At 70.5% G+C, this 23,513-nt stretch carries 15 protein-coding genes; 11 read left to right on the top strand and 4 right to left on the bottom strand.

From position 1 onward, the window contains the following. Positions 1-8: 8 nt before the first annotated feature. Entirely contained in the window at positions 9-953 is a 945-nt protein-coding gene (gene catA, locus AK36_RS26465; RefSeq protein ID WP_045579610.1) for a catechol 1,2-dioxygenase, read from the bottom strand. 895 nt (positions 954-1,848) lie between these two features. Then, positions 1,849-3,033 (bottom strand): sugar transporter, encoded by a 1,185-nt coding sequence (locus AK36_RS26460; RefSeq protein WP_045579609.1) that lies wholly within the window; start codon positions 3,031-3,033, stop codon positions 1,849-1,851. A 227-nt stretch (positions 3,034-3,260) separates the two neighbouring features. Here AK36_RS26460 and AK36_RS26455 point away from each other — a divergent pair, with 227 nt between their 5' ends. Then, entirely contained in the window at positions 3,261-3,935 is a 675-nt protein-coding gene (locus AK36_RS26455; RefSeq protein WP_011879959.1) for an HAD family hydrolase, read from the top strand. Positions 3,936-4,221: 286 nt separating this feature from the next. Here AK36_RS26455 and AK36_RS26450 read toward each other — a convergent pair whose 3' ends face one another. Together AK36_RS26450 and AK36_RS26445 are read right to left on the bottom strand one after the other, a co-directional pair. Next, the gene (locus tag AK36_RS26450) at positions 4,222-4,929 is read right to left on the bottom strand and encodes a succinate dehydrogenase/fumarate reductase iron-sulfur subunit (RefSeq protein ID WP_045579608.1); all 708 of its coding nucleotides are present in this window, start codon (positions 4,927-4,929) and stop codon (positions 4,222-4,224) included. Positions 4,930-5,048: 119 nt separating this feature from the next. Further along, positions 5,049-5,291, bottom strand: a complete 243-nt coding sequence (locus AK36_RS26445; protein WP_011879957.1) for a DUF6566 family protein — start codon at positions 5,289-5,291, stop codon at positions 5,049-5,051. A 177-nt stretch (positions 5,292-5,468) separates the two neighbouring features. On the opposite strand from AK36_RS26445, the gene AK36_RS26440 reads away from it, so the two are divergent. From AK36_RS26440 to treZ, 10 genes are all read left to right on the top strand, one after another. Beyond that, positions 5,469-6,170, top strand: coding sequence for an MgtC/SapB family protein (locus AK36_RS26440; protein ID WP_011879956.1), 702 nt, complete (start codon positions 5,469-5,471; stop codon positions 6,168-6,170). Further along, positions 6,167-6,505, top strand: a complete 339-nt coding sequence (locus AK36_RS26435; RefSeq protein WP_045579607.1) for a hypothetical protein — start codon at positions 6,167-6,169, stop codon at positions 6,503-6,505. The genes AK36_RS26440 and AK36_RS26435 overlap by 4 nt, the downstream gene beginning before the upstream one ends. Next, positions 6,502-8,721, top strand: a complete 2,220-nt coding sequence (locus tag AK36_RS26430; protein ID WP_045579606.1) for a VTT domain-containing protein — start codon at positions 6,502-6,504, stop codon at positions 8,719-8,721. The genes AK36_RS26435 and AK36_RS26430 overlap by 4 nt, the downstream gene beginning before the upstream one ends. Continuing rightward, positions 8,712-9,503, top strand: coding sequence for an endonuclease/exonuclease/phosphatase family protein (locus AK36_RS26425; RefSeq protein ID WP_045579605.1), 792 nt, complete (start codon positions 8,712-8,714; stop codon positions 9,501-9,503). The genes AK36_RS26430 and AK36_RS26425 overlap by 10 nt, the downstream gene beginning before the upstream one ends. A gap of 37 nt (positions 9,504-9,540) precedes the next feature. Beyond that, a complete protein-coding gene (locus tag AK36_RS26420) occupies positions 9,541-10,029 on the top strand; it encodes a phage protein NinX family protein (RefSeq protein ID WP_045579604.1) in 489 nt (162 codons plus the stop codon). A gap of 198 nt (positions 10,030-10,227) precedes the next feature. Continuing rightward, positions 10,228-13,629, top strand: coding sequence for an alpha-1,4-glucan--maltose-1-phosphate maltosyltransferase (locus AK36_RS26415; protein WP_045579603.1), 3,402 nt, complete (start codon positions 10,228-10,230; stop codon positions 13,627-13,629). Further along, positions 13,629-17,039 carry a maltose alpha-D-glucosyltransferase gene (gene treS / locus AK36_RS26410; protein WP_045579602.1) on the top strand — a complete coding sequence of 1,137 codons (3,411 nt, stop codon included), beginning with the start codon at positions 13,629-13,631 and terminating at the stop codon, positions 17,037-17,039. Before AK36_RS26415 ends, treS begins: the two co-directional genes overlap by 1 nt. Then, positions 17,036-19,237, top strand: a complete 2,202-nt coding sequence (gene glgB / locus AK36_RS26405; RefSeq protein ID WP_045579601.1) for a 1,4-alpha-glucan branching protein GlgB — start codon at positions 17,036-17,038, stop codon at positions 19,235-19,237. The genes treS and glgB overlap by 4 nt, the downstream gene beginning before the upstream one ends. Before the next feature lie 32 nt (positions 19,238-19,269). Further along, positions 19,270-21,396 carry a glycogen debranching protein GlgX gene (gene glgX / locus AK36_RS26400; RefSeq protein ID WP_045579600.1) on the top strand — a complete coding sequence of 709 codons (2,127 nt, stop codon included), beginning with the start codon at positions 19,270-19,272 and terminating at the stop codon, positions 21,394-21,396. After that, positions 21,393-23,510, top strand: a complete 2,118-nt coding sequence (treZ, locus tag AK36_RS26395) for a malto-oligosyltrehalose trehalohydrolase (protein ID WP_045579599.1) — start codon at positions 21,393-21,395, stop codon at positions 23,508-23,510. Before glgX ends, treZ begins: the two co-directional genes overlap by 4 nt. Positions 23,511-23,513: the final 3 nt, after the last annotated feature.

The raw sequence follows: 23,513 nt of genomic DNA, 5'->3' as shown, positions 1-23,513 counted from the left end.
TCGGGTGTTCAGGCGGCGACGCTCGCGCGCGGGCGTTCGACGATCTGGTTGTCGGCGCCGCCGACGCGCGGCGTCAGCACGAAGTCGAACGTGATGTCCTGGTACGCGTCGGCCTTCAGCCCTTGCGCCGCGCCGCCGGTCTTCGTCGTGACGGGCGGGATCAGTTCCTCGCGCGTCGCATACGCGAAGTCATCCCAGATCAGCGGATCGCCTTCGATGTTGAACTGCGTCGTCAGCTTGCGATGGCCGTCGCTCGTCACGAAGAAGTGCACGTGCGCCGGACGGTTGCCGTGGCGGCCGAGGCGGTCCAGCAGTTGCTGCGTCGCGCCCTGCGGCGGGCAGCCGTAGCCGACCGGCATCAGCGTGCGGAATGCGTAGGTGCCGTCGGCGCCGGTCCTGACTGCGCCGCGCAGGTTGAAGTCGCGCTGCGCGCCGGTCGGATCGAAATGCGAATAGAAGCCGTGCGAGTTCGCGTGCCAGCATTCGACCAGCGCGCCGGCCACCGGCTTGCCGTCGAGGTCCTTGACCGTGCCGTGGATCACGAGCGGGCCGGCGCCTGCGTCGGCGTCGAGGTCGATCTTCGCGACGCCGTCGCGCACCGGTGCGCCCGCGACGTACAGCGGGCCTTCGATCGTGCGCGGCGTGCCGCCGTCGAGGCCGAGCGCGGCGTCGGCGGCGTCCATGCGGATGTCGAGATACTTCTCGAGCCCGAGGCCGGCCGCGAGCAGCGCAGCTTCGCCGTCCTGACCGAGCTTGTTCAGGTAGTTCACGCCGGCCCAGACTTCATCGGGCGTGATGTCGAGGTCGTCGATCGCCTTGAAAAGGTCGCCGAGCAGCCGCAGCACGATCTGCTGCGTGCGCGCGTCGCCGGTGCTCGCGCCGTTGGCGTTCGCACTCGATGCGGCCTTCAGCAGATCCTGCACTTCCCTGGTTTCGAAAACCTTGATGCTCATGATGGTGTCTCCACGTGTAGTTTTGGAAAAAGCGATCGGCGGGTGCGGCACGCGCAACACGACGGCTGCTCGAATCAAACGTCGCCGTCGGATTGCAACGGCGGGCGGCGACGCGACGGTGTCGCCGAAAACTTCCAGTACGGCAACGCCGGTGGTGCGGTTGCGATGTCGTGCGGCTCGACGTTGCGCGGCAGGTCGCACGTTGCGTGTGGCGAGTTCATGGAACGGATTTATACGCGGCGGGGAAATGCTGCGTCCAATACTTTTGTCCTGGCTATTTAATACCCACCAGGTATCGAAATACATCGTACGAACGGACATTTCGCGGCGCACGATACCTTGAATGGGAAGTCGAGCGTGCCGGGACGCTTGCTGGAGCGCGGTCGGAGGAGGTTTGGGGGCAGCGCGGGTATAGGCGTGCGGCGGCGCAGGCTGCGGTCGTGAAAACTGGGCAGAAGGCAGCGGTCGGCTGGGGGCGGTCAGGGTTTTCCTGACGGCGGAATGGAAGGATTTACCGTGGCGCTAGTGGAAATGCGGCGGCTTATCCGTTCGCCGGGATGACGTCGGCGGGACTGGGGCGCGCGCCGATGGCATCGCGCCGGTATAGGGAGTCGGCGACCCGCGAAGATCTCGGGCCATCGCAGGCTGACCATCGCGCGAGGCGCGTAGGTGCAGCGGCGCACCGGTGCGTCGGTGCGTCGGTGCATAGACGATTGACGTATCGACAAACCGGCACGTCGGCGCATCAGCGTCTCGGCGGATGGGGATGCGGCGGATGGGCCGATTGATGCATTGGTACATCGGTGTGTCGACACACCGGGCGTCGGGCGTCGGCACACCAGCACATCACCAAATCGCCTACTGCGCCCTCACCGGCAGCCGGCACAGCGCCGCCCTACGCTGACGCGCGTCGCTCATGCAGCCGCAACGCGGCCCACGCGATCGCGGCCGACACGATACCGACCACGCCGCCGAACGTGCCGACCCACGCGAGGCCGAAATCCGCGGCGATATGGTTGCCGAGCAGCGCGCCGGCGCCGATGCCCACGTTGTACAGCCCCGAGAAGATCGACACCGCGAGATCGGTCGCGTGCGGCGCGAGCTTGAGCACCCACGCCTGCATCGCGAGCCCGAAGCAGACGATCGCGCCGCCCCACACCAGCGTGTGCACGGACAGCGTGACGATGTTCAGCGCGCTCGGAAACAGCACCAGCAGACACGCGGACAACGCCACGATCGACGCGAGCAGGAAGTCGGCCGGCCGCTCCGGGAACACGCGGTTGAAGCAGATGGCCGCGGGCATCCCCGCGACGCCGAACAGGATCAGCACGTAGGTGATCCGGCTGCTGCTCGCATGATTGACGGTCTGCACGAACGGCTCGACGTACGTGTACGACGTGAAGTGCGCGGACACGACCAGCACCGTGATCGCGTACAGCGACACCAGCGCCGGCTTGCGCAGGAACGTGCCGATGCTGGCGAGCGAGCCGGCGCCCTGGCTCGCGAGCGTCGGCAGCGTCGCGCGCAGCAGCAGCAAGGCGACGGCCGCCGCCGCGCCGATCACGAGGAACGTGACGCGCCAGCCGAGCGCTTCGCCGATCACGCGCCCGAGCGGAATGCCGGCGACCATCGCGATCGCGGTGCCCATCGCGAGCAGGCTCAGCGCGCGGCTCTTGCGGTCGCTCGGCGCGAGGCGCACCGCGAGCGGCACCGAGATCGACCAGAACACCGCATGCGCACACGCGACGCCGAGCCGCCCGATTATCAGCACCGTGAAATTCCACGCGACGCCGGTCACGACGTGACTGGCGACGAACACGAGCAGCGCGCAACTGAGCAGCTTGCGGCGCTCGACGTGACGCGTGACGAAGGTGAGCGGCAGCGACACGACGGCGACGGCCCACGCGTAGATCGTCAGCATCAGGCCGACGGCGGTGGGCTGCATCTGCAGGCTGTCGCCGATGGCGTTCAGCAGTGCGACGGGCACGAACTCGGTGGTGTTGAAGATGAAGGCAGTGAGCGCGAGGGCCAGGACGCCCCACCACGACTGCTCGGAACTGACGGCGTCCGGAGTTGCCATACGGGAATTCGACGAAGGTTGGGCGCGCGTGCGCGGGCCGTAACGGAGCGTGCCGGGCAGTGCCGCCCCGCGCATCGCGCCGATTGTACAGCGGCGCCCGCCATGCCGCCGCGGCGCGAGGGCGACATGGCGCGAGGGCGACATGGCGGCGACACGTCGGCGGGCCGATAATGTGCGCAACCCTTCGCGAACGATTCGCCCGAATGTCACCAGGCCAGGAGATTCACATGCGCATTGAAACGTCATTTCTGTTCGATCTCGACGGCACGCTCGTCGACAGCGTCTACCAGCACGTGCTCGCGTGGAAGGAAGCGCTCGATGCAGAAGGCATCGAGCTGTCGGTATGGCGCATCCACCGCAAGATCGGGATGAGCGGCGGGCTGTTCCTCAACCAGCTGCTGCGCGAAACGTCGGGCGACATCGACGCCGACCGCGTCGAACGGCTCGCCCGGCTGCATGCGGCCGCCTACCAGCGGCTGCGCGCGCAGGTGCGGCCGCTGCCCGGTGCGCGCGAGCTGCTGGCCGCGCTGTCGAACGCCGGCATCCGCTGGGCGATCGCGACCAGCGGACGCATGGAAACCGCGGCCATCAATCTGGAGGCGCTCGGCGTCGATCCGGCGAAGAACGTGGTCGTCACGCGCGATCAGGTCAAGTATGCGAAGCCGGACCCCGATCTGTTCCTGACGGCCGCGGCGAAGTTGAACGTGCAGATCGAGCATAGCGTCGTGGTCGGCGACAGCATCTGGGACATGCTCGCGGCGAGCCGCTGTCGCGCGCTGGGCGTCGGCCTGTTGTCGGGCGGCTACGGCAGCGACGAACTGGAGCGCGCCGGCGCGCTGCGCGTGTATGACGATCCGGCCGATTTGCTGCGGCATCTCGACGAGGTGGCCGCGCGGCCGTGAGGTCGATTCGGATGCGTGCGGGGGTCGTGGGACGGGGCGTCGTATTGCCGCGAACCCGAATCCCGTAACGAGACGGGACAATCCATCACCGGCTTCCCGGCGTTACACGAATCCACGGGCAAAAGCAGCCCGCATTCATCGCAACGAGGTGATGCAGACAAGACCCGGTTCCCCGCGCACGAACTCGGCGCCAAGTTTCAGCGTCTCGACGAAATCGCGACCGTAGTTTCCAGCAAAAATACGGTACGCGCGTCGCGTTCGCCCGGATCGCTGAGCCCCCCGCCCCCTAAACCGTCCTCCTGACCAACATCGTCCGAATCTCCGAAATCGCCTTCGTCGGATTCAACCCCTTCGGGCACACATCCGTGCAATTCATGATCGTCCGGCACCGGAACAGCCGATACGGATCCTCGAGATTATCGAGCCGCTCGGCCGTCGCCATATCGCGTGAATCGGCAATGAACCGATACGCCTGCAGCAACCCCGCCGGCCCGACGAACTTGTCCGGGTTCCACCAATAGCTCGGGCACGACGTCGAACAGCACGCACACAAAATGCACTCATACAGCCCGTCGAGCTGATCGCGCTCCTCCGGCGTCTGCAACCGCTCGCGTTCAGGCGGCGTCGTGTCATTGATCAGGTAAGGCCGTATCGAGTGATACTGGTTGAAGAAGTCCGTCATGTCGACGATCAGATCGCGCACCACCGGCAACCCCGGCAGCGGCCTGAGCACGATCTCGCGCGGCAGCGTCTTCATGTTGGTCAGGCACGCGAGCCCGTTCTTGCCGTTGATGTTCATCGCATCGGAGCCGCAGATCCCCTCGCGGCACGAGCGCCGGTACGACAGCGTCTCGTCGTCGTGCTTCAGGCGGCCGAGCACGTCGAGCAGCATGCGGTCGTCGGCGCTCACGTCGATTTCGTAGCGCTGCATGTACGGCGCGGCGTCGCGGTCGGGATCGTAACGGTAGATGTGTAGCGTACGCGGATCGTTCATGGTTCCTCCCGGCACGGCGCCGGCATCGGCATCGGGTGACAAGGCGCGCGGCCGGCCGGTACGCAAACGCCATACCGACCGACCGCGCATCGACGGGCATCAAGCGGCATCAACGCGACTCAATCGTCGTCGAGCCGCTTGTCGATCAGATAACGTCCACGCTCGACGCCCGCGCGCAGCGCCTCCTCTTCCGACGCCCACTCCGGATTCGCCGGCTCCGGCACGAACAGCTCGATGCGCGCGCCATCGACGTACACCTGCACCTCGTCCGCCCACGCGCCGCGTTCGTTGCGGCGCGCCCACACGCGTATCTCGTGGCCGCGATACGGATCGCGCACCTGTGCATCGGGTTGATGCTCCATGCTGGCCCCCTGTGCTTATCTGCGATGACATGAAAAAAATGCGCGCCGCATGATCGGCGCGCACGCCGCGCTGCCCGCGCGCATACGACATGCCCGCGCCTCCGCGCCCGGCACGCCCCTTGCGTCCCCATTGCACATCGCACCGCTCCGGTACGCCAGATAAAAAGTGAGGCCACGATGATCGGCCATATCGAACTTCTCGGACGCCTGCTGCTCGCCGCGCTGCTCGGCAGCGTGGTCGGGCTCGAGCGCGAGCGACTCAACTGGGCCGCGGGCCTGCGCACGCACATGCTGGTGTGCGTCGGCTCCGCGCTCGTGATGCTCGTCTCGATCTTCGGCTTCGCCGACGTGCACGGGCAGGCAGGCGTCGTGCTCGATCCGTCGCGGGTCGCCGCGCAGGTGGTGTCGGGCATCGGCTTTCTCGGCGCCGGCTCGATCCTGCTGCGCGGCGAAGTGGTGCGCGGGCTGACGACGGCCGCGAGCCTGTGGGCCGTGGCCGGCATCGGCCTCGCGGCCGGCGGCGGCATGTACGTCGCGGCGCTGGGCGCAACCGCGATCGTGCTCGTGATCCTCGCCGGCGTGAAGCCGCTCGAGCGCCGCTTCATCGCGCAACGGCAGCAGCGCACGCTGCGCCTCGTCGTCGAGCGCGGCGGCCTCACGCTCGCGACGCTGCACGACGCGCTCGGCAACGGCCGCGTGCGCGTGAAGCGCTTCATCGTCCAGCAATCCGACGACGACCCCGATACCGACGACATCTCGGTGTCGTTCTCGCGCACGAGCGGAGCGGAATTTGCGGCGATCTGCCGGACGCTGAAAGGCATCACCGGCGTGCGCACCTGTTGCCCCGACAACGACAACTCGTCAAGGAGTTTCGCGTGACCCAGACGGACCTGCTCTCCTACCTCGTGACGAGCCAGCTCGCGGCGCGCATGCGCGGCGGCGAGTGGCTCACCGTCAGCCAGGTCGTCGGCGCGCTGCGCGCGTGGCTCGCGTGCCATCACGCCGAATGCGACTGGCTCGACCGGATCAGGATCGCGCACGCGTCGCTGCTGATTGCGCAGGGCATCTACGAGATCGCATGCGCGTACGGCGACCCGGAAGGCGTCGAGCGGATTCGCATCGACCTCGCGTCGCCCGAGCTGAAGGCGTTGCGCGCACGCTGCGACGTGCTGCTGCAACGTATCGACGGCAACCGCGACGCCGGCGCCCGATGAGCACGCCCGACCAGACGACGCACCGGCCGTTCGCGGTCAACGCGCGCGACGACGCCGTACCGGCCTGGTCGCCCGCGGACGAGCCCACGCGCCACGGCCTGCTCGAACGCGGCCGCAACTGCGACGCGATCCGTCATGCGGACCGCTTCACGACGCTGGTGGACGGCGCCGCGTATTTCCCGACGCTGCGCGCCGCGTTGCGCCGCGCGCGCCACACGGTGTTCATCCTCGGCTGGGACGTCGACAGCCGGATGCAGCTCGCGCCCGACGGCGCGGACGACGGGCTGCCCGACACGCTCGCCCCGTTCCTGCACGCGCTCGCGACCGCCCGGCACAACCTGCGCATCTACGTGCTCGCATGGGACTTCGCGATGATCTACGCGCTCGAGCGCGACTGGCCGCCGGTCTATCGCGCGGCGTGGCGCGCGCATCGCGGCATCCGCTTCCGTCTCGACGATTCGCATCCGCGCGGCGCGTCGCATCATCAGAAGCTGGTCGTGATCGACGACCGGCTCGCCTTCGTCGGCGGCCTCGACCTGACGGTCGCGCGCTGGGACACGTCGGCCCACGCAGCCGACGATCCGCGCCGGCGCGACGCGCGCGGAATGCCGTACGGGCCGTTCCACGACGTGCAGGCGATGTTCGACGGCGACGCGGCCGCCGCGATCGGCGAGCAGGCGCGCACGCGCTGGTTCAATGCGTGCGGGCGCCGCATCGCGATCCGCGCGCATCGCCATCTCGATCACGAGGACGACGTCGATCCCTGGCCGCCCGGCGTACCGGTCGACGTGCGCGACGTGCAACTCGGCATCGCCTATACGGCGCCGCGGCATCGCGACCGCGAACCGGTGTCGCAGGTGCGCGCGCTGGTGGAGGACACGATCCGCGCCGCCCGTCGCCATCTGTACATCGAGAACCAGTACTTCACCGCGGCGGTGGTGCGCGATGCGCTGAGCGCGCGCCTCGCCGACCCGCACGGGCCGGACGTCACGGTGGTCGCGCCGCGCGTGCAGAGCGGCTGGCTGCAGGAAGCGACGATGGGCGTGCTGCGTGCGCGGCTGCACGGCACGCTGAAGGCGGCCGACCGCTTCGACCGCTACCGCTTGCTCTATCCGCACGTCGACGGCCTCGGCGACGGCTGCGTGAACGTCCACAGCAAGCTCGCGATCGTCGACGACGAATGCGTGGTGATCGGCAGCGCGAACCTGAACAACCGCTCGATGGCGCTCGACACCGAATGCTGCGTCGCGCTCGTCGCGGCCGGCGAGCCGCGCATCCGCGCGGCGATCGCCGCGCTGCGCGACCGGCTGCTCGCCGAACATCTCGGCACGACGCCCGCGGTCGTCGCCGACGCGTTCGCGCAGCCGGAACGGCCGAATGTCGCGCTCGACCGGCTGCGCGCGAAGGACGGACGCACGCTGCGCACGCTGGAGCCGGCCGTGACGCCGCAGCTCGATGCGCTGGTGCCGGTCAGCGCGCGCCTCGACCCCGAGCAGCCGATCGAGCCGGACCGCTTCGTACGCGAGTTCGTCCCGCAGGAGCAGCATCGATCGCTGACCGCGCGTTTCTTCGTGCTGGGGGCGGCCGTGCTGCTGATCGCGGCGCTCGCGCTCGCGTGGCGCTTCTCGCCGCTCGGCCACGAGCTGAACGTCGCGTCGCTCGCGCGCGCGGCAATGCGCGCCGCGCAACTGCCGGGCGCGCCCGCGCTGCTGCTCGCCGGCTACGTGCTCGCGGCGACGCTGTCGGTGCCGATCACGCTGCTGATCACCGTAACGGGCCTCGTGTTCGGCGCGTGGCCGGGCCTCGCCTATGCGTCGGTCGGCACGATGGCGGCCGCGGCGGCGACCTACGGGATCGGCCGCTGGCTCGGGCGCGACGCAGTGCGACGGCTGGCCGGCTCGCGCGCGAACCGGCTCAGCGAACGCATCGGCCGGCGCGGCGTGGTCGCGATGGCCGTGCTGCGGCTGCTGCCGATCGCGCCGTTCACGATCGTGAACCTGGTGGCCGGCGCGTCGCACATCGGGCTGCGCGACTACCTGATCGGCACCGCGATCGGGATGCTGCCGGGCATCGTGCTGACGGTCACCTTCGCGCACCAGCTGACCGCCGCGTTGAGCCATCCGGATCCCGGCGCGTTCGCGTGGCTCACGGCGATCGGCATCGCGCTGGTCGGCCTGTCGGTGCTGCTCGTCCGGGCGCTGCGACGATGGCGCTGAGCACGCAAGCGGCGCCGCCGCCGGACATCGTCACGTCGGACGCCGCGCCGGCCGGCGCGCCGCGCGGGCACGACCTGCGGATCGCGACGTACAACATCCACGGCGGCTACGGCGCATGGCCCGCGCGCGCGGTCGAGCGCATCGTCGCGGTGATCCGCGAGCTCGATGCGGACGTGATCGCGTTGCAGGAAGTGCCGCTCGGCGGCACGCGCGCGCCGGACGTGCTCGCGCATCTGCGCGACGCGACCGGCATGCACGCGGCAGCCGGCCCGACCATCGACACGCCGGAGCGCCGCTACGGCAACGCGGTGCTGTCGCGCTGCCCGATCCGCGCGGCGCGCACGCTCGACCTGTCGTTTCATCAGCGCGAGCCGCGCGGCGCGCTCGACGCGGACATCGACTGCAGCGCCGGCCCGATCCGCGTCGTCGCGACCCACCTCGGGCTGTCGGCGAACGAGCGCAGCGCGCAGGTGCAGCGGCTGCTCGCCGCGTTCGACACCGGCGCGATGCCGGTGATCCTGATGGGCGACATCAACGAATGGTTCGTGCGCGGCCGCGCGCTGCAGGCACTGACCACGCGGTTCCGCCGCGCGCCCGCGCCGCGCACGTTCCCGACCGCGTGGCCGGTGTTCTCGCTCGACCGCATCTGGATCCACCCGGGCGAGCTGCTGGTCGACGTGGCCGTGCATCGCAGCATGCTCGCGCGCCACGCATCCGATCACTATCCGCTGGTCGCGCAGATGCGCGTGGAACCGGGCGCGGGCACACCGCTTGCGGGCTGAGCGCATTCCCTTCATGGAGCCTCACGGAGCCTTGCCCATGCGAACCGACGAACTCACCGGAACGGCCCTCGATTACTGGTGCGCACGCGCATTGTGCGCGGACGACGAAGACACGCTGAGCTTCACGGCCGTCGAGCCGCAGGTGATCGTGACCGCCGCATGCGACGCGCTGCGGCGGCTCGACGCGCAGTTCGCGCCGTCGGCGTCGTGGGCCGATGCGGGCGCGGTGCTCGAGCACGCGGTCGAACTGCGCGTGGTGCGGCGCGCGGACGGCGTCGAATGCGATGCGCGCTTCGACGACGGCCCGTCGACCTGCGCGGCCCGCGCGCCGAACCTGCGCGTCGCACTGCTGCGCGCGTTCGTGCGCGCGCGCTTCGGCGACGAAGTCGACACGCCGCCGGCGTTCGCGCACCGGATGGAGCGCGGCATGCCGGTGCGGCACGACGTCGGCGTGCCGATTCCTTCCACCGACCACGATCCGGCCACGGGCGAAAGCTCGGATATCCGCTCGATCCCGCGCATGTGACGCAGCGCGACGCCGGCCCGTCGTCGCCGCTCACGCGATGCAGATGTCGTGCCACCCGCATGTAAAAACGACAGCGTGACGGCCGCAGCGCCGCGAGCGCCCGTTGCGGCGCGCGGCCCCAAGCGCAAAACGGAGCAGGCACGCCGGTTGCGACGCAAACCGCCGTCCGCCCTTCGTCACGATCCTCATCCGCACCTCATGAACGTCACATCGCCCTTCGCCCCGCATGTCTACTTCTGCGACGCGCGCCTCGTCGGCCCGCTCGACGCATGGCCCGCCACGTTCGCGCACATCGCGGGAATGGGCTTCGACCACGTGCTGATCGGCAGCTTCTGGGCCGCCAGCGCCGCGGGCTTTCCGCGTCACGTCGCCGACTTCCACCGGCCGGCCGCGGCGTTCGCGACGCGCGCCGGCGCGCTCGAAACCTTCTCGCGGCTCGCGCAGCTCGCGCACGGTCACGGCTTGCGCGTGATGCTCGAAGTCGTGCCGGACCGCATCGCGCGCGTCAACCCGCTGCGCAGCGAGCATCCTGACTGGTACGTCGAGCGCGCGCACGACGACGCCCTGATCGACCCGCGCAGCGCCGCGCACGAGATGGACGTCGCGCACGCGCAGCTCGGCGACGATGCGCCGCACGACGCGCACGACGGGCTCGGCGCGTGGTGGTGCAAACATCTCGTCACGTACGCGGATGCCGGCGCGGCCGGCTTCCTGATCGACGCGCCGCAGCGTCTGCCGGCCGCATGGTGGCCCGCGTGGCGCGCGGCGCTGCGCCGCGCGCGCCCCGACGTCGCGGTGCTCGCGGGCGTGCCCGGCCATGCGCGCGACGCGCTCGTGCAGTTGGAGGCGGCCGGCTTCGACGGCGTGTTCTCGTCGGCGCGCTGGTGGGATCTGCGCGCGCCGTGGTTCGTCGACGAGCACCGGCTGCTGCGCCGCATCGCGTCGCCGATCGCGTGCCCCGATGCGTTCGACGGCCCGCGCATCGCGGAAGACTGGCATGGCGCGCCGGACGAGGTGCTGGTGCGCGCGTACCACCGCGCCATGTGGACCGCGGCGGCGCTCGGCACCGGCTGGCTCGTGCCGATGGGCTTCGAGCGCGGCGTCGCGTTGCCGCTGATGACGCGCGACGCGGACGCCGCGCGCTATCGCGCCGCGTTCGACGGCGCGCGCTTCGATCTGTCGGGCGCGCTGGCCGATGCGAACGCGTGGCGCCGCGCGACGCCGCTGGCGGCGCAACGCGGCGAGATCGCGCAACTGAGCGCGCCCGGCGCGACCGCGACCGTACTGCTGCGCGGCAGCGGCCCGTCGCTCGAACACGACGACACGGCGCTCGTCGTCGCGCTGAATCCCGATCTGGACGCGCCCGCACGCGTCGACCCGGCGGCGATCCTGCCCGGCGTGCCGGGCGGCTTCACGCATGTCGCCGCGCCCGGCGGCACGCGCAAGCGCGGCTCGGCCGCGCTCGAGGCGTTCACGCTGGAGCCGGGCGGCTATGCGGTGCTCGACGCCCGGCGCGCCCCGCCCGCGACGACGCGCGCCGACGCGGCCCGCGAGCGCACCGCGCTATCGGCGGCGCTCGCGGCCGACCGGATCGCGATCGAGCGCGTCGAGCCGGCCGTCGACGGCGGGCGCTTCGCGATCAAGCGCGTGATCGGCGACACGCTGGTTGTACACGCATCGATCTTCACGGACGGCCATGCGCATCTGTCGGCCGTGCTGCAATGGCGCGCCGACGACGAGGACGACTGGCGCGAGGTGCCGTTCGTCGCCGAGCCGAACGATCGCTGGCACGCGAGCGTCGTGCTCGACCGGCTCGGCCGTCACGCGTTCCGCGTGGTCGCATGGCGCGACGACTGGGCGTCGCTCGTCACCGACGTCGCGAAGAAGCGCGCGGCCGGCCAGGACGTGATGCTGGAGCTGCGCGAAGCGCAACTGCTGCTCGCGACCGCCCTGAAACAGGCCGCGCCGGCCGACCGCCGCGCGATCGCGCAGATGCAGCGGCTCGCCGACGAATTCGGCGACGCGTCGCACGAAGCACGGCTCGCGATGCTCGGCGCGCCGGCGCTCGCCGACGCATACGCGGCACTGCGCTACCGGCCGTTCGTCACGCACGACGAGACGGTGTACGCGGTCGAGGTCGAGCGCCGCGCCGCGCGCTTCTCGAGCTGGTACGAAATGTTTCCGCGCTCGGCGAGCAACGACGCGCATCGGCACGGCACCTTCGACGACGTGATCGCGCAGCTGCCGCGCATCCGCGACATGGGCTTCGACGTGCTGTATTTCCCGCCGATCCATCCGATCGGCACGACCGCGCGCAAGGGCCGCAACAACACGCTGAGCGCCGGCCCCGACGACGTCGGCAGCCCGTATGCGATCGGCTCGCCCGACGGCGACCACACGGCCGTGCATCCGCAGCTCGGCACGCTCGAGTCGTTCCGCACGCTGGTCGACGCGGCGCGCGCGCAGGGGCTCGAGATCGCGCTCGATTTCGCGATCCAGTGCTCGCCCGATCATCCGTGGCTCGCCGCGCATCCCGGCTGGTTCGCGTGGCGCCCGGACGGCACGCTGCGCTATGCGGAGAATCCGCCGAAGCGCTATCAGGACATCGTGAACCCCGACTTCTACGCGCCCGATGCGCTGCCCGGCCTGTGGGTCGCGCTGCGCGACGCCGTGCTGTTCTGGGTCGAAGCCGGCGTGCGGATCTTCCGCGTCGACAACCCGCACACCAAGCCGTTGCCGTTCTGGGCGTGGATGATCGCGGACGTGCGCGGCAGGCATCCGGACGTCGTGTTCCTGTCGGAGGCGTTCACGCGCCCCGGGATGATGTACCGGCTCGCGAAGGTCGGCTTCTCGCAGTCGTACACGTACTTCACGTGGCGCGAGACGAAGCACGAGTTCATCGAGTATCTGACCGAGCTGACGGCCGGCCCGCCGCGCGAATTCTTCCGGCCGAACTTCTTCGTCAATACGCCCGACATCAATCCGCGCCACCTGCAGAACGCGCCGCGCTCCCAGTTCGTGATCCGCGCGGCGCTCGCGGCGACGCTCGCCGGCTCGTGGGGCATGTATTCGGGCTTCGAGATCGGCGAGTCCGCGCCGCTGCCCGACAGCGAGGAATATGCGGACGCCGAGAAATACGAGCTGCGCGCGCGCGACTGGAGCAAGGCCGCGCATATCGGCGGCGAAGTCGCGCGGCTGAACCGCGCGCGGCGCGACCATCCGGCGCTGCAGACCCATCTCGGCCTCACGTTCGTCCCGGCGGACAACGATCAGGTGCTCGTGTTCGTGAAGGCGACGCCCGCCCACGACAGCGTCGTGGTGGTGGCGATCAGCCTCGACCCGTGGCATCCGCAGGCCACCGACTTCACGCTGGACGCGTCGCTGTGGCGCGGCTTCGGGCTGGTCGACGGCGAGCCGCTCGACGCGCTCGAACAGGACGCCGCCCATGCCGAGACCTGGCGCGGCCATCGTCAATACGTATCGCTCGACCCGCACGTGCGGCCGTACGCGATCTGGCGGCTCGCGCCGTCGCCCGGCGCCGCGCGAGCGGCGGCGCCCGAGCCGGGCGAGGCCCGGCGCCTTTCGGGAGCACACGGATGATGAAACGCGAAGATTCCCTCGACGACGTGCGCCGCGCGCAGTTCGCGTCCGTCGCACCGGCCGGCACCGCGCGCGCGCGCCGCGCGCGGCGCCGCGAGCCCGCGCTGAGCACGGACGATCCGCTGTGGTACAAGGACGCGATCATCTATCAGGTGCACGTGAAGTCGTTCTACGACTCGAACAACGACGGGATCGGCGACTTCCCCGGCCTGATCATGAAGCTCGACTACATCGCCGAGCTGGGCGTCGACACGATCTGGCTGCTGCCGTTCTATCCGTCGCCGCGCCGCGACGACGGCTACGACATCGCCGACTATCGCGGCGTGCATCCGGACTACGGCACGCTCGCCGACGTGCGCCGCTTCATCCGCGAGGCGCATGCGCGCGGCATCCGCGTGATCGCCGAGCTGGTGATCAATCACACGTCCGACCAGCACCCGTGGTTCCAGCGCGCGCGGCGCGCCAAGCCCGGCTCGACGCATCGCGACTACTACGTGTGGTCCGACACCGACACGAAGTATGCGGGCACGCGCATCATCTTCCTCGATACGGAAACCTCGAACTGGACCCACGATCCGGTCGCCGGCCAGTACTACTGGCACCGCTTCTACTCGCACCAGCCGGACCTGAACTTCGACAACCCGGCCGTCGTGCGCGAGGTGATCCAGGTGATGCGCTTCTGGCTCGACCTCGGCATCGACGGGCTGCGGCTCGACGCGGTGCCGTATCTGGTCGAGCGCGAAGGCACCAACAACGAGAACCTGCCCGAGACGCACGCGATCCTGAAGCGGATCCGCGCGACGATCGACGCCGAGTATCCGAACCGCATGCTGCTCGCGGAAGCGAACCAGTGGCCGGAAGACGTGCAGGAGTATTTCGGCAACGAGGACGAATGCCACATGGCGTTCCACTTCCCGCTGATGCCGCGCATCTACATGTCGATCGCGAGCGAGGACCGCTTCCCGATCCTCGACATCATGCGGCAGACGCCGGCGCTCGCGCCGAGCAACCAGTGGGCCGTGTTCCTGCGCAATCACGACGAGCTGACGCTCGAGATGGTGACCGACTCCGAGCGCGACCTGCTGTGGCAGACCTACGCGAGCGACCGGCGCGCGCGGCTGAATCTCGGCATTCGCCGCCGCCTCGCGCCGCTGATGGAGCGCGACCGGCGCCGCATCGAGCTGATCAACTCGCTGCTGCTGTCGATGCCCGGCACGCCGGTGATCTACTACGGCGACGAGCTCGGGATGGGCGACAACATCCACCTCGGCGACCGCGACGGCGTGCGCACGCCGATGCAATGGTCGTCGGACCGCAACGGCGGCTTCTCGCGCGCCGATCCGGAATTGCTGGTGCTGCCGCCCGTGATGGGCTCGCTGTACGGCTATGACGCGATCAACGTCGAGGCGCAGACGCGCGACCCGCACTCGCTGCTGAACTGGACCCGCCGCATTCTCGCGACGCGCCGCGCGACCCAGGTGTTCGGCCGCGGCACGATCCGCTTCCTGCGCCCCGAGAACCGCAAGGTGCTCGCCTACCTGCGCGAGCTGGACGGCCACGAGCCGGTGCTGTGCGTCGCGAACCTATCGCGCGCGTCGCAGGCGGTCGAGCTCGATCTGTCCGAATTCGCGGGCCGCGTGCCGATCGAGATGACGTCGGACTCGCCGTTCCCGCCGATCGGGCAGCTCACCTACCTGCTGACGTTTCCGCCGTACGGCTTCCTGTGGTTCGTGCTGTCCGAGCACGGCCGCGAGCCGTCGTGGCGGCAGCCGCAGGCCGAGCCGCTGCCCGAATACGTGACGATCGTGATGCGGCGCGGCGAGCAGCGGCCCGACGTCGGCCAGCTGCATACGCTCGCGCACGACGCGCTGTCGTCGTGGCTCACGCGGCGCCGCTGGTTCGCGTCGAAGGACCGCAAGATCGGCGACGCGCGGCTGAACGTCGTCACGCCGATGCCTGACGAGCCGTTCCAGTACGCGGAGGCATGGGTGACGACCCACGGCGGCGACGTCGAACGCTACGTGGTGCCGCTCGCGGCCGCATGGGGCGGCGAAACGTCGAACCCGCTGTTCGCGCAGCTCGCGCTCGCCCGCGTGCGGCGCGGCCACACGGTCGGCCATCTGACCGACGCGTTCGCGCTGCCGGCCTTCGGGCGCGGGATGTTGCGGATGCTGCGCGACGGCGCGACCGTGCCGACTTCCGACGGCGGCCGCCTCGAGTTCCTGCCCGAGCAGGCGCTCGCCGCGCTCGATCCCGGCGACGATGCCGAAGTGCGCTGGCTCGCCGCCGAGCAGAGCAACAGCTCGCTCGTGATCGGCGATGCGATCGTGCTGAAGCTGGTGCGCAAGGTCGCGCACGGCGTGCATCCGGAAGCGGAGATGAGCCGTTACCTGACGCGGATCGGCTATGCGAACACCGCGACGCTCGCCGGCGAGGTCGTGCACGTCGATCCCGACGGCACGCCGCACACGGTCGCGATCCTGCAACGCTACGTCGACAACCAGGGCGACGCGTGGACGCGCTCGTTCGACTTCCTCAAGCGCGCGATCGACGAGCTGGCGCTGCCGGCCGTCGGCGACGGCGAGCCCGCGGAGCGCGACGGCGAGCCCGATGCGCTGCTCGGCTACGCGGCGTTCGCGGGCGTCGTCGGCACGCGGCTCGGCGAGTTGCACGTCGCGCTCGCGCAGCCGTCGGACGACGCCGCGTTCGCGCCGGAGCGCGCGACGCCCGAGCACGTCGACGGCTGGTGCGTCGACGCGATTGCCTCGTTCGGCCATGCGCTCGACGTGCTCGCCACACGGCTCGACGCGCTCGACCCGAGCGCCCGCGACGCGGCCGAGACGCTGCTCGCGTCGCGCGACGCGGCCGTGCAGGCACTCGGCGCGCTGGTGCCGCGCACGCTCGACGCGGTCTGCACGCGCATCCACGGCGACTTCCATCTCGGCCAGGTGCTCGACGTGCAGGGCGACGCGCTGCTGATCGACTTCGAGGGCGAGCCGGCGCGCGCGCTCGAGCGCCGCCGCGCGAAGTCGCATCCGCTGCGCGACGTCGCCGGCTTGCTGCGTTCGCTGTCGTACGTGAGCGCGACCGCGCAGTTCGCGATCGAGAAGGTGCCGCCGCAGGCGGCCGGCCGCAAGCGCGCGTTGTTCGACCGCTTCGGGCAGGCAGCCGCGGACCGCTTCGTCGAGTGCTATCGCGCGGCGGCCGAGCATGCGCCGGAACGCTTCGTCGATCCGCGCTACGCCGATCGCCTGCTCGCGCTGTTCCTGATCGACAAGGCGTCGTACGAGCTCTGCTATGAAGCCGCGAACCGCCCCGACTGGCTCGGCGTGCCGGTCGGCGGGCTCGCCGCGCTCGTCGAACGCCTGCTGGACGCGCACGCCGCGTCCGACCACGGAGGCACCCGATGACCGACACGCTGTTCGACCGCCGCGATATCGACGCCCTGCTCGGCGGCCACCATCCCGATCCGTTCGCGTGCCTCGGCCCGCACGGCGAGGCCGGGCGCACGGTGGTGCGCGCGCTGCTGCCCGGCGCGCTGCGCGTGCGCGCCGTGACGCCCGGCGGCGACGAGCTCGGCGCGCTCGCGTGCGTCGACGAGGCCGGCTGCTTCGCCGGCACCATCACGCACGACGGCCGCTACCGGCTCGCGATCGACTGGCCCGACGCGCAGCAGGTGACCGACGACGCCTACGCATTCGGCACGCTGCTCGACGACGCCGCGCTCGCCCGCTTCGCGGCCGGCGACCCGGCCGCCGTGCTCGACTGCCTCGGCGCGACGCCCCTCCGCGTGGACGGCGTCGACGGCGTGCGCTTCGCGGTATGGGCGCCGAACGCGCAGCGCGTGTCGGTGGTCGGCAACTTCAACAGCTGGGACGGTCGCCGCCATCCGATGCGGCTGCGGCGTCCGTGGGGCGTATGGGAGCTGTTCGTGCCCGGCATCGGCCCCGGCGAGCACTACAAGTACGAGCTGTGCGCGGCCGATGGCAGCCTGCTGCCGCACAAGGCCGACCCGTGCGCGCGCGCGACCGAGGCGCCGCCGCGCACCGCGTCGGTGGTCGCCGATACGGCCGCGCTCGACGGCTTCGGATGGCACGACGCGGGCTGGATCGACGCGCGGCCCGACGCCGGGCGGCGGTTCCGGGTGCCGTGGTCGATCTACGAGGTGCATGCCGAGTCGTGGCAGCGCGTGCCCGAGGAGATGGACCGCAGCGCGACGTGGGACGAGCTCGCGGAGCGGCTGATTCCGTACGTGAAGGGCATGGGCTTCACGCACGTCGAATTCATGCCGATCTCCGAATACCCGTTCGGCGGCTCGTGGGGCTATCAGCCGCTCGCGCAGTTCGCGCCTTCCGCGCGCTTCGGGCCGGTCGACGGCTTCGCGCGCTTCGTCGACCGCGCGCATGCGGCCGGCATCGGCGTGATCGTCGACTGGGTGCCCGCGCATTTTCCGAACGACGCGCACGGGCTCGCGCAGTTCGACGGCAGCGCGCTGTACGAGCACGCCGATCCGCGCGAAGGCATGCATCCGGACTGGAACACCTGCGTGTTCAACCTCGGGCGCAACGAGGTCAGCGCGTTCCTGATCGCGTCGGCGCTCGCGTGGGCGCGCCGCTATCACGTCGACGGGATCCGCGTCGACGCGGTCGCGTCGATGCTGTACCGCGACTATTCGCGCAAGGAAGGCGAATGGGTGCCGAACGTGTACGGCGGGCGCGAGAACCTCGAATCGGTCGCGTTCCTGCGCACGCTCAACGACGCGCTGCACGGCGCGGCCGCGCCGGCGGGCGTCGTCACGATCGCCGAGGAGTCGACCGCGTGGCCGGGCGTGACCGCGCCGACCGGCGACGGCGGGCTCGGCTTCGACTTCAAATGGAACATGGGCTGGATGCACGACACGCTCGCGTATCTGCACGAAGACCCGATCCATCGCCGCTATCACCACGACCGGATGACGTTCGGGCTCGTCTATGCCTTCTCCGAGCGCTTCGTGCTGCCGCTGTCGCACGACGAGGTCGTGCACGGCAAGGGCTCGCTCGCCGCGAAAATGCCCGGCGACGCGTGGCAGCGGCTCGCGACGCTGCGCGCGTACTTCGGCTTCATGTGGGCGCATCCGGGCAAGAAGCTGCTGTTCATGGGCAGCGAGTTCGCGCAGTGGTCGGAGTTCGCGCACGACGGGACGCCGCACTGGGATCTGCTCGACGCGCCCGCGCACCGCGGCGTGCAGCGGCTCGTGCGCGACCTGAACCGCGCGTACGCGTCCGAGCCGGCGCTGCATGCGCTCGACTGCGATGCGGCCGGCTTCACGTGGCTGATCGGCGACGATCGCGACAACAGCGTGCTCGCGTTCGCGCGCCGCGACGACAGCGGCCGCGTAGTGGTTGCGATCTGCAACTTCACGCCGGTGCCGCGCAGCGGCTATCGCGTCGGCTTGCCCGCGCCCGGACAGTGGCGCGAACTGATGAACACCGACGCGGCCGTGTACGGCGGCACCAACGCCGGCAACGACGGCGCTGCGTGGGCGCAGGACGTGCCCGCGCACGGCCAGCCGTGGTCAGCGACGTTGCGCCTGCCGCCGCTCGCGACGCTGTGGCTGACCCCCGCATGACCCATCACGCTTTCAACACGGAGACGCTCCCCATGCCGTCTGCACTGCCTGCCCGCCTCGAACCCGGCCGCTGCTATCCGCTCGGCGCGACCTGGGACGGGCTCGGCACCAACTTCGCGGTGTTTTCCGCGCATGCGCATCGCATCCAGCTGTGCGTGTTCGATCCGACCGGCCGCAAGGAACTCGCGCGGCTCGACCTGCCCGAATGCACCGACGAGGTGTGGCACGGCTATCTGCCGAACGCGCATCCGGGCACCGTGTACGGCTTTCGCGCGGACGGGCCGTATCAGCCGCAGCAGGGCCATCGCTTCAATCCGACCAAGCTGCTGCTGGACCCGTACGCGCGCAAGCTGGTCGGTCATTTCCGCTGGTCCGACGCGCTGTTCGGCTACCGCGTGCATTCGAACCGCTCCGACCTGTCGATGGACCGCCGCGACTCGGCGCCCGCGATGCCGAAGGCGGTGGTCGTCGACGAGGCGTTCGACTGGAGCACCGACCGGCGCCCGGACGTGCCGTGGCGCAATACCGTGATCTACGAAACCCACGTGCGCGGCGCGTCGATGCGGCGCGCCGGCCTGCGCGCGCCGGAGCGCGGCACGTTCGCCTCGCTCGCGCATCCGGCGTTCATCGATCATCTGCTGTCGATCGGCGTGACGACCGTCGAGCTGCTGCCCGTGCATGCGTTCCTCCAGCAGCGCGCGCTCGTGAACCGCGGGCTGCGCAACTACTGGGGCTACGACACGGCCGCGTTCTTCGCGCCGGAGCCGTCGTACCTGTCGACGCGGCGGCTCGACGAAATGCGCATCGCGATCCGCCAGCTGCATGCGGCCGGCATCGAGGTCGTGCTCGACGTCGTCTACAACCACACCTGCGAAGGCAACGAGCTCGGCCCGACGCTGTCGTGGCGCGGCCTCGACAACGCGAGCTACTACCGGCTGCGGCAGGACGATCCGCGTTATCACGTCGACGAGACCGGCTGCGGCAATACGCTGAACATGTCGCATCCGCGCGTCGTGCAGATGGTGATGGATTCGCTGCGCTACTGGGCGACCGCGTTCAACGTCGACGGCTTCCGCTTCGATCTCGGCGTGACGCTCGGCCGCGAGGATCACGGCTTCGAGCCCGGCTCGGGATTTTTCGACGCGTTGCGGCAGGACCCGATCCTCGCGCAGCGCAAGCTGATCACCGAGCCGTGGGATCTCGGCCCCGGCGGCTATCAGCTCGGCCGCCATCCGCCCGGCTTCGCCGAATGGAACGACCGCTTTCGCGACACGGTGCGGCGCTTCTGGCGCGGCGACGCCGGCCAGCGCCCGGAGCTGGCGGCGCGGCTCGCCGGGTCGGCCGATCTGTTCAATCATCAGCGCCGCCGGACCTGGGCGTCGGTCAACTTCGTCACCGCGCACGACGGCTTCACGCTCGCCGATCTCGTGTCGTACGAGCACAAGCACAACGACGCGAACGGCGAGGACAACCACGACGGCCGCGACGACAACTGCAGCGCGAACTGGGGCGCCGAAGGGCCGACGGACGATCCGGCGATCCGCGACCTGCGCGCGCGCGTCGCGCGCTCGATGCTCGCGACGCTATTCACCGCGCTCGGCACGCCGATGCTCGTGGCCGGCGACGAATTCGGCCGCACCCAGCACGGCAACAACAACGCGTATTGCCAGGACAACGAGCTGTCGTGGCTCGACTGGGAGCTCGCGCACGGCGACGAAGGCACGCAGATGATCCGCTTCGTGTCGCGGCTCGCGGCGATGCGGCGCATGTATCCGGTGATGTCCGCGCCGCACTATCCGTCGGGCGACCGCGACGGCGCGCCCGGCATGCGCGAGATCGAATGGTTCGACGAGCGCGGCGAGGTGCTGAGCGTGCCCGCGTGGGAAGACGGCGAGCGCCGCGCGCTGACGATGCGGCGCGTCGGCACCGGCCGCACCGGCCGCACCGAGGCGCTGCTCGTGATGCTCAATGCGTCGGCCGACACGATCACGTTCCAGCAGCCCGCGCCCGCGCTCGAGTACCGCGTGCTGCTCGATACCGCGACGCCCGACGCCGGCCCGCGCTCGTGGCCCGACAGCGGCGTCGAGGTCGCCGCGCACGCCGCCGTGATCGCGGTGGCGGCCGTGCCGCCCGACCTGTCCACCAAGGAGCCGTCATGACGTCACGTTCCGACCTTCCGCCCGGCACGCACGCGTATGCGTCGTCGTTCGGCGCGACCTGCGTCGACGCCGGACACACGCGCTTCCGGCTATGGGCGCCGGCAAGCCGCAGCGCCGCGCTCGAGCTGCAGGGCGATTTCGAGGGCAAGCGCCCGGGCGAACAACGCATCGACATGCAGCCCGCCGGCGACGGCTGGTTCGAGGTGGTCGCCGCGTGCGGCGCCGGTGCGCTGTACCGCTACGTGCTCGACGACGGCTTCGCGGTGCCGGACCCGGCGTCGCGCTTCCAGCCGTACGACGTGCACGGCCCGAGCCAGGTCGTCGATCCGGCCGCGTACCGCTGGCGCAACGACGCATGGCGCGGCCGGCCGTGGCACGAAACGGTGCTGTACGAGCTGCACGTCGGCGCGTGCGGCGGCTACGCGAGCGTCGAACGGCGGCTGCCGGCGCTGGCCGCACTTGGCGTGACGGCGATCGAGCTGATGCCCATCAACGCGTTCCCCGGCGCGCGCAACTGGGGCTACGACGGCGTGCTGCCGTTCGCGCCCGATGCGTCGTACGGCCGGCCCGAGGAACTGAAGGCGCTGATCGATGCCGCGCACGGGCTCGGCCTGCAGGTATTGCTCGACGTCGTCTACAACCACTTCGGCCCGGACGGGAATTTCCTGCCGCGCTACGCACCGGACTTCTTCCGCGCGGACCGCAAGACCGCGTGGGGGCCGGCCATCGACTTCTCGCGGGCGCAGCCGAGCACGTTCTTCATCGACAACGCGCTGTACTGGCTCGACGAGTATCGCTTCGACGGGCTGCGGATCGACGCCGCGCATGCGATCGACGACGACGCGTGGCTGCGCGAGCTGGCGCGCCGCGTGCGCGCCCATGTCGGCGACGCGCGCCACGTGCATCTGGTGCTGGAGAACGAGCGCAATACCGCGAGCCTGCTCGGGCCGGACGGCTTCGACGCGCAGTGGAACGACGATTTCCACAACAGCGCGCACGTGCTGCTGACCGGCGAGCGCGACGGCTACTACCGCGCGTACGCCGACGCGCCGCTGCGCCGGCTCGCGCGCACGCTCGGCGAAGGCTTTGCGTATCAGGGCGAGCCGTCGCCGCTGCACGACGGCGCGCCGCGCGGCGAATCGAGCGCGCATCTCGCGCCGACGAGCTTCGTCGCGTTTTTGCAGAACCACGATCAGGTGGGCAACCGCGCGTTCGGCGAACGGCTGCGCGCGCTCGCGAACGACGACGCGGTGCGCGCGGCGACCGCGCTGCTGCTGCTCGCGCCGCAGGTGCCGCTGCTGTTCATGGGCGAGGAAGACGGCAGCACGCAGCCGTTCCAGTTCTTCACCGACTATCGCGGCGAGCTCGCCGATGCGGTGCGCGACGGCCGCCGCCGCGAGTTCGCCGCGTTCCCGGCTTTTGCAGACCCCGCGCATCGCGACGCGATTCCCGATCCGAACGACCTCGGGACGTTCGTGCGGTCGTCGCCGGCGCACGCGCACGAGAACGCGCATCAGGATGCCGATACGTGGCGGCGGTTCTACCGCAGCGCGCTGACGGTGCGGGCAGCGCTGGTGACGCCGCATTTGCCGGGAGCGCGGGCGTTGGGGGTCGAGTTGTTGGGGGCGCATGTGGAGGGCGTGGGTAACGGCGGTGCTGGTGGTGCTGGTGCTGGTGCCGGTGCTGGTGCTGCTGGTGCTGCTGGTGCTGCTGGTGCTGCTGGTGCTGCTGCCGGTGCTGCTGGGAGCGGCGCTGGTGAAGCTGGCGGTACCGGCGACGCCGGCGCTGACGGCGCTAGTGCTGCTAGAGACGACAGTGGCGACGCCGGTGACAGCCACGGCAACGGCAACCCCAACGACACCCCCATCGCCCTCGCCGCCCGCTGGCGGCTCGGCGACGGCAGCACGCTGACGATCGCCTTCAATCCCGGCTCGCACGATGCGGTGCTCGACACGCTGCCGGTCGGCAAGGTCGTGTTCGAGACGCCACCGCGCGCGCGCGACCGGCTCGCTGACCGGCGCCTGCCGGCGCGCAGCTGCATCGTCTGGCGCGATGGCGCGGTCAACCACGACGCGCTGATGCATCGCGCGAACGCACCGACGGCTAACACATGACGG

This window comes from Burkholderia vietnamiensis LMG 10929 (assembly GCF_000959445.1).
Classification (GTDB): domain Bacteria; phylum Pseudomonadota; class Gammaproteobacteria; order Burkholderiales; family Burkholderiaceae; genus Burkholderia; species Burkholderia vietnamiensis.
The sequence above is the reverse complement of the archived record's forward strand: the minus strand, read 5'-3'. Positions and strand labels throughout refer to the sequence as shown.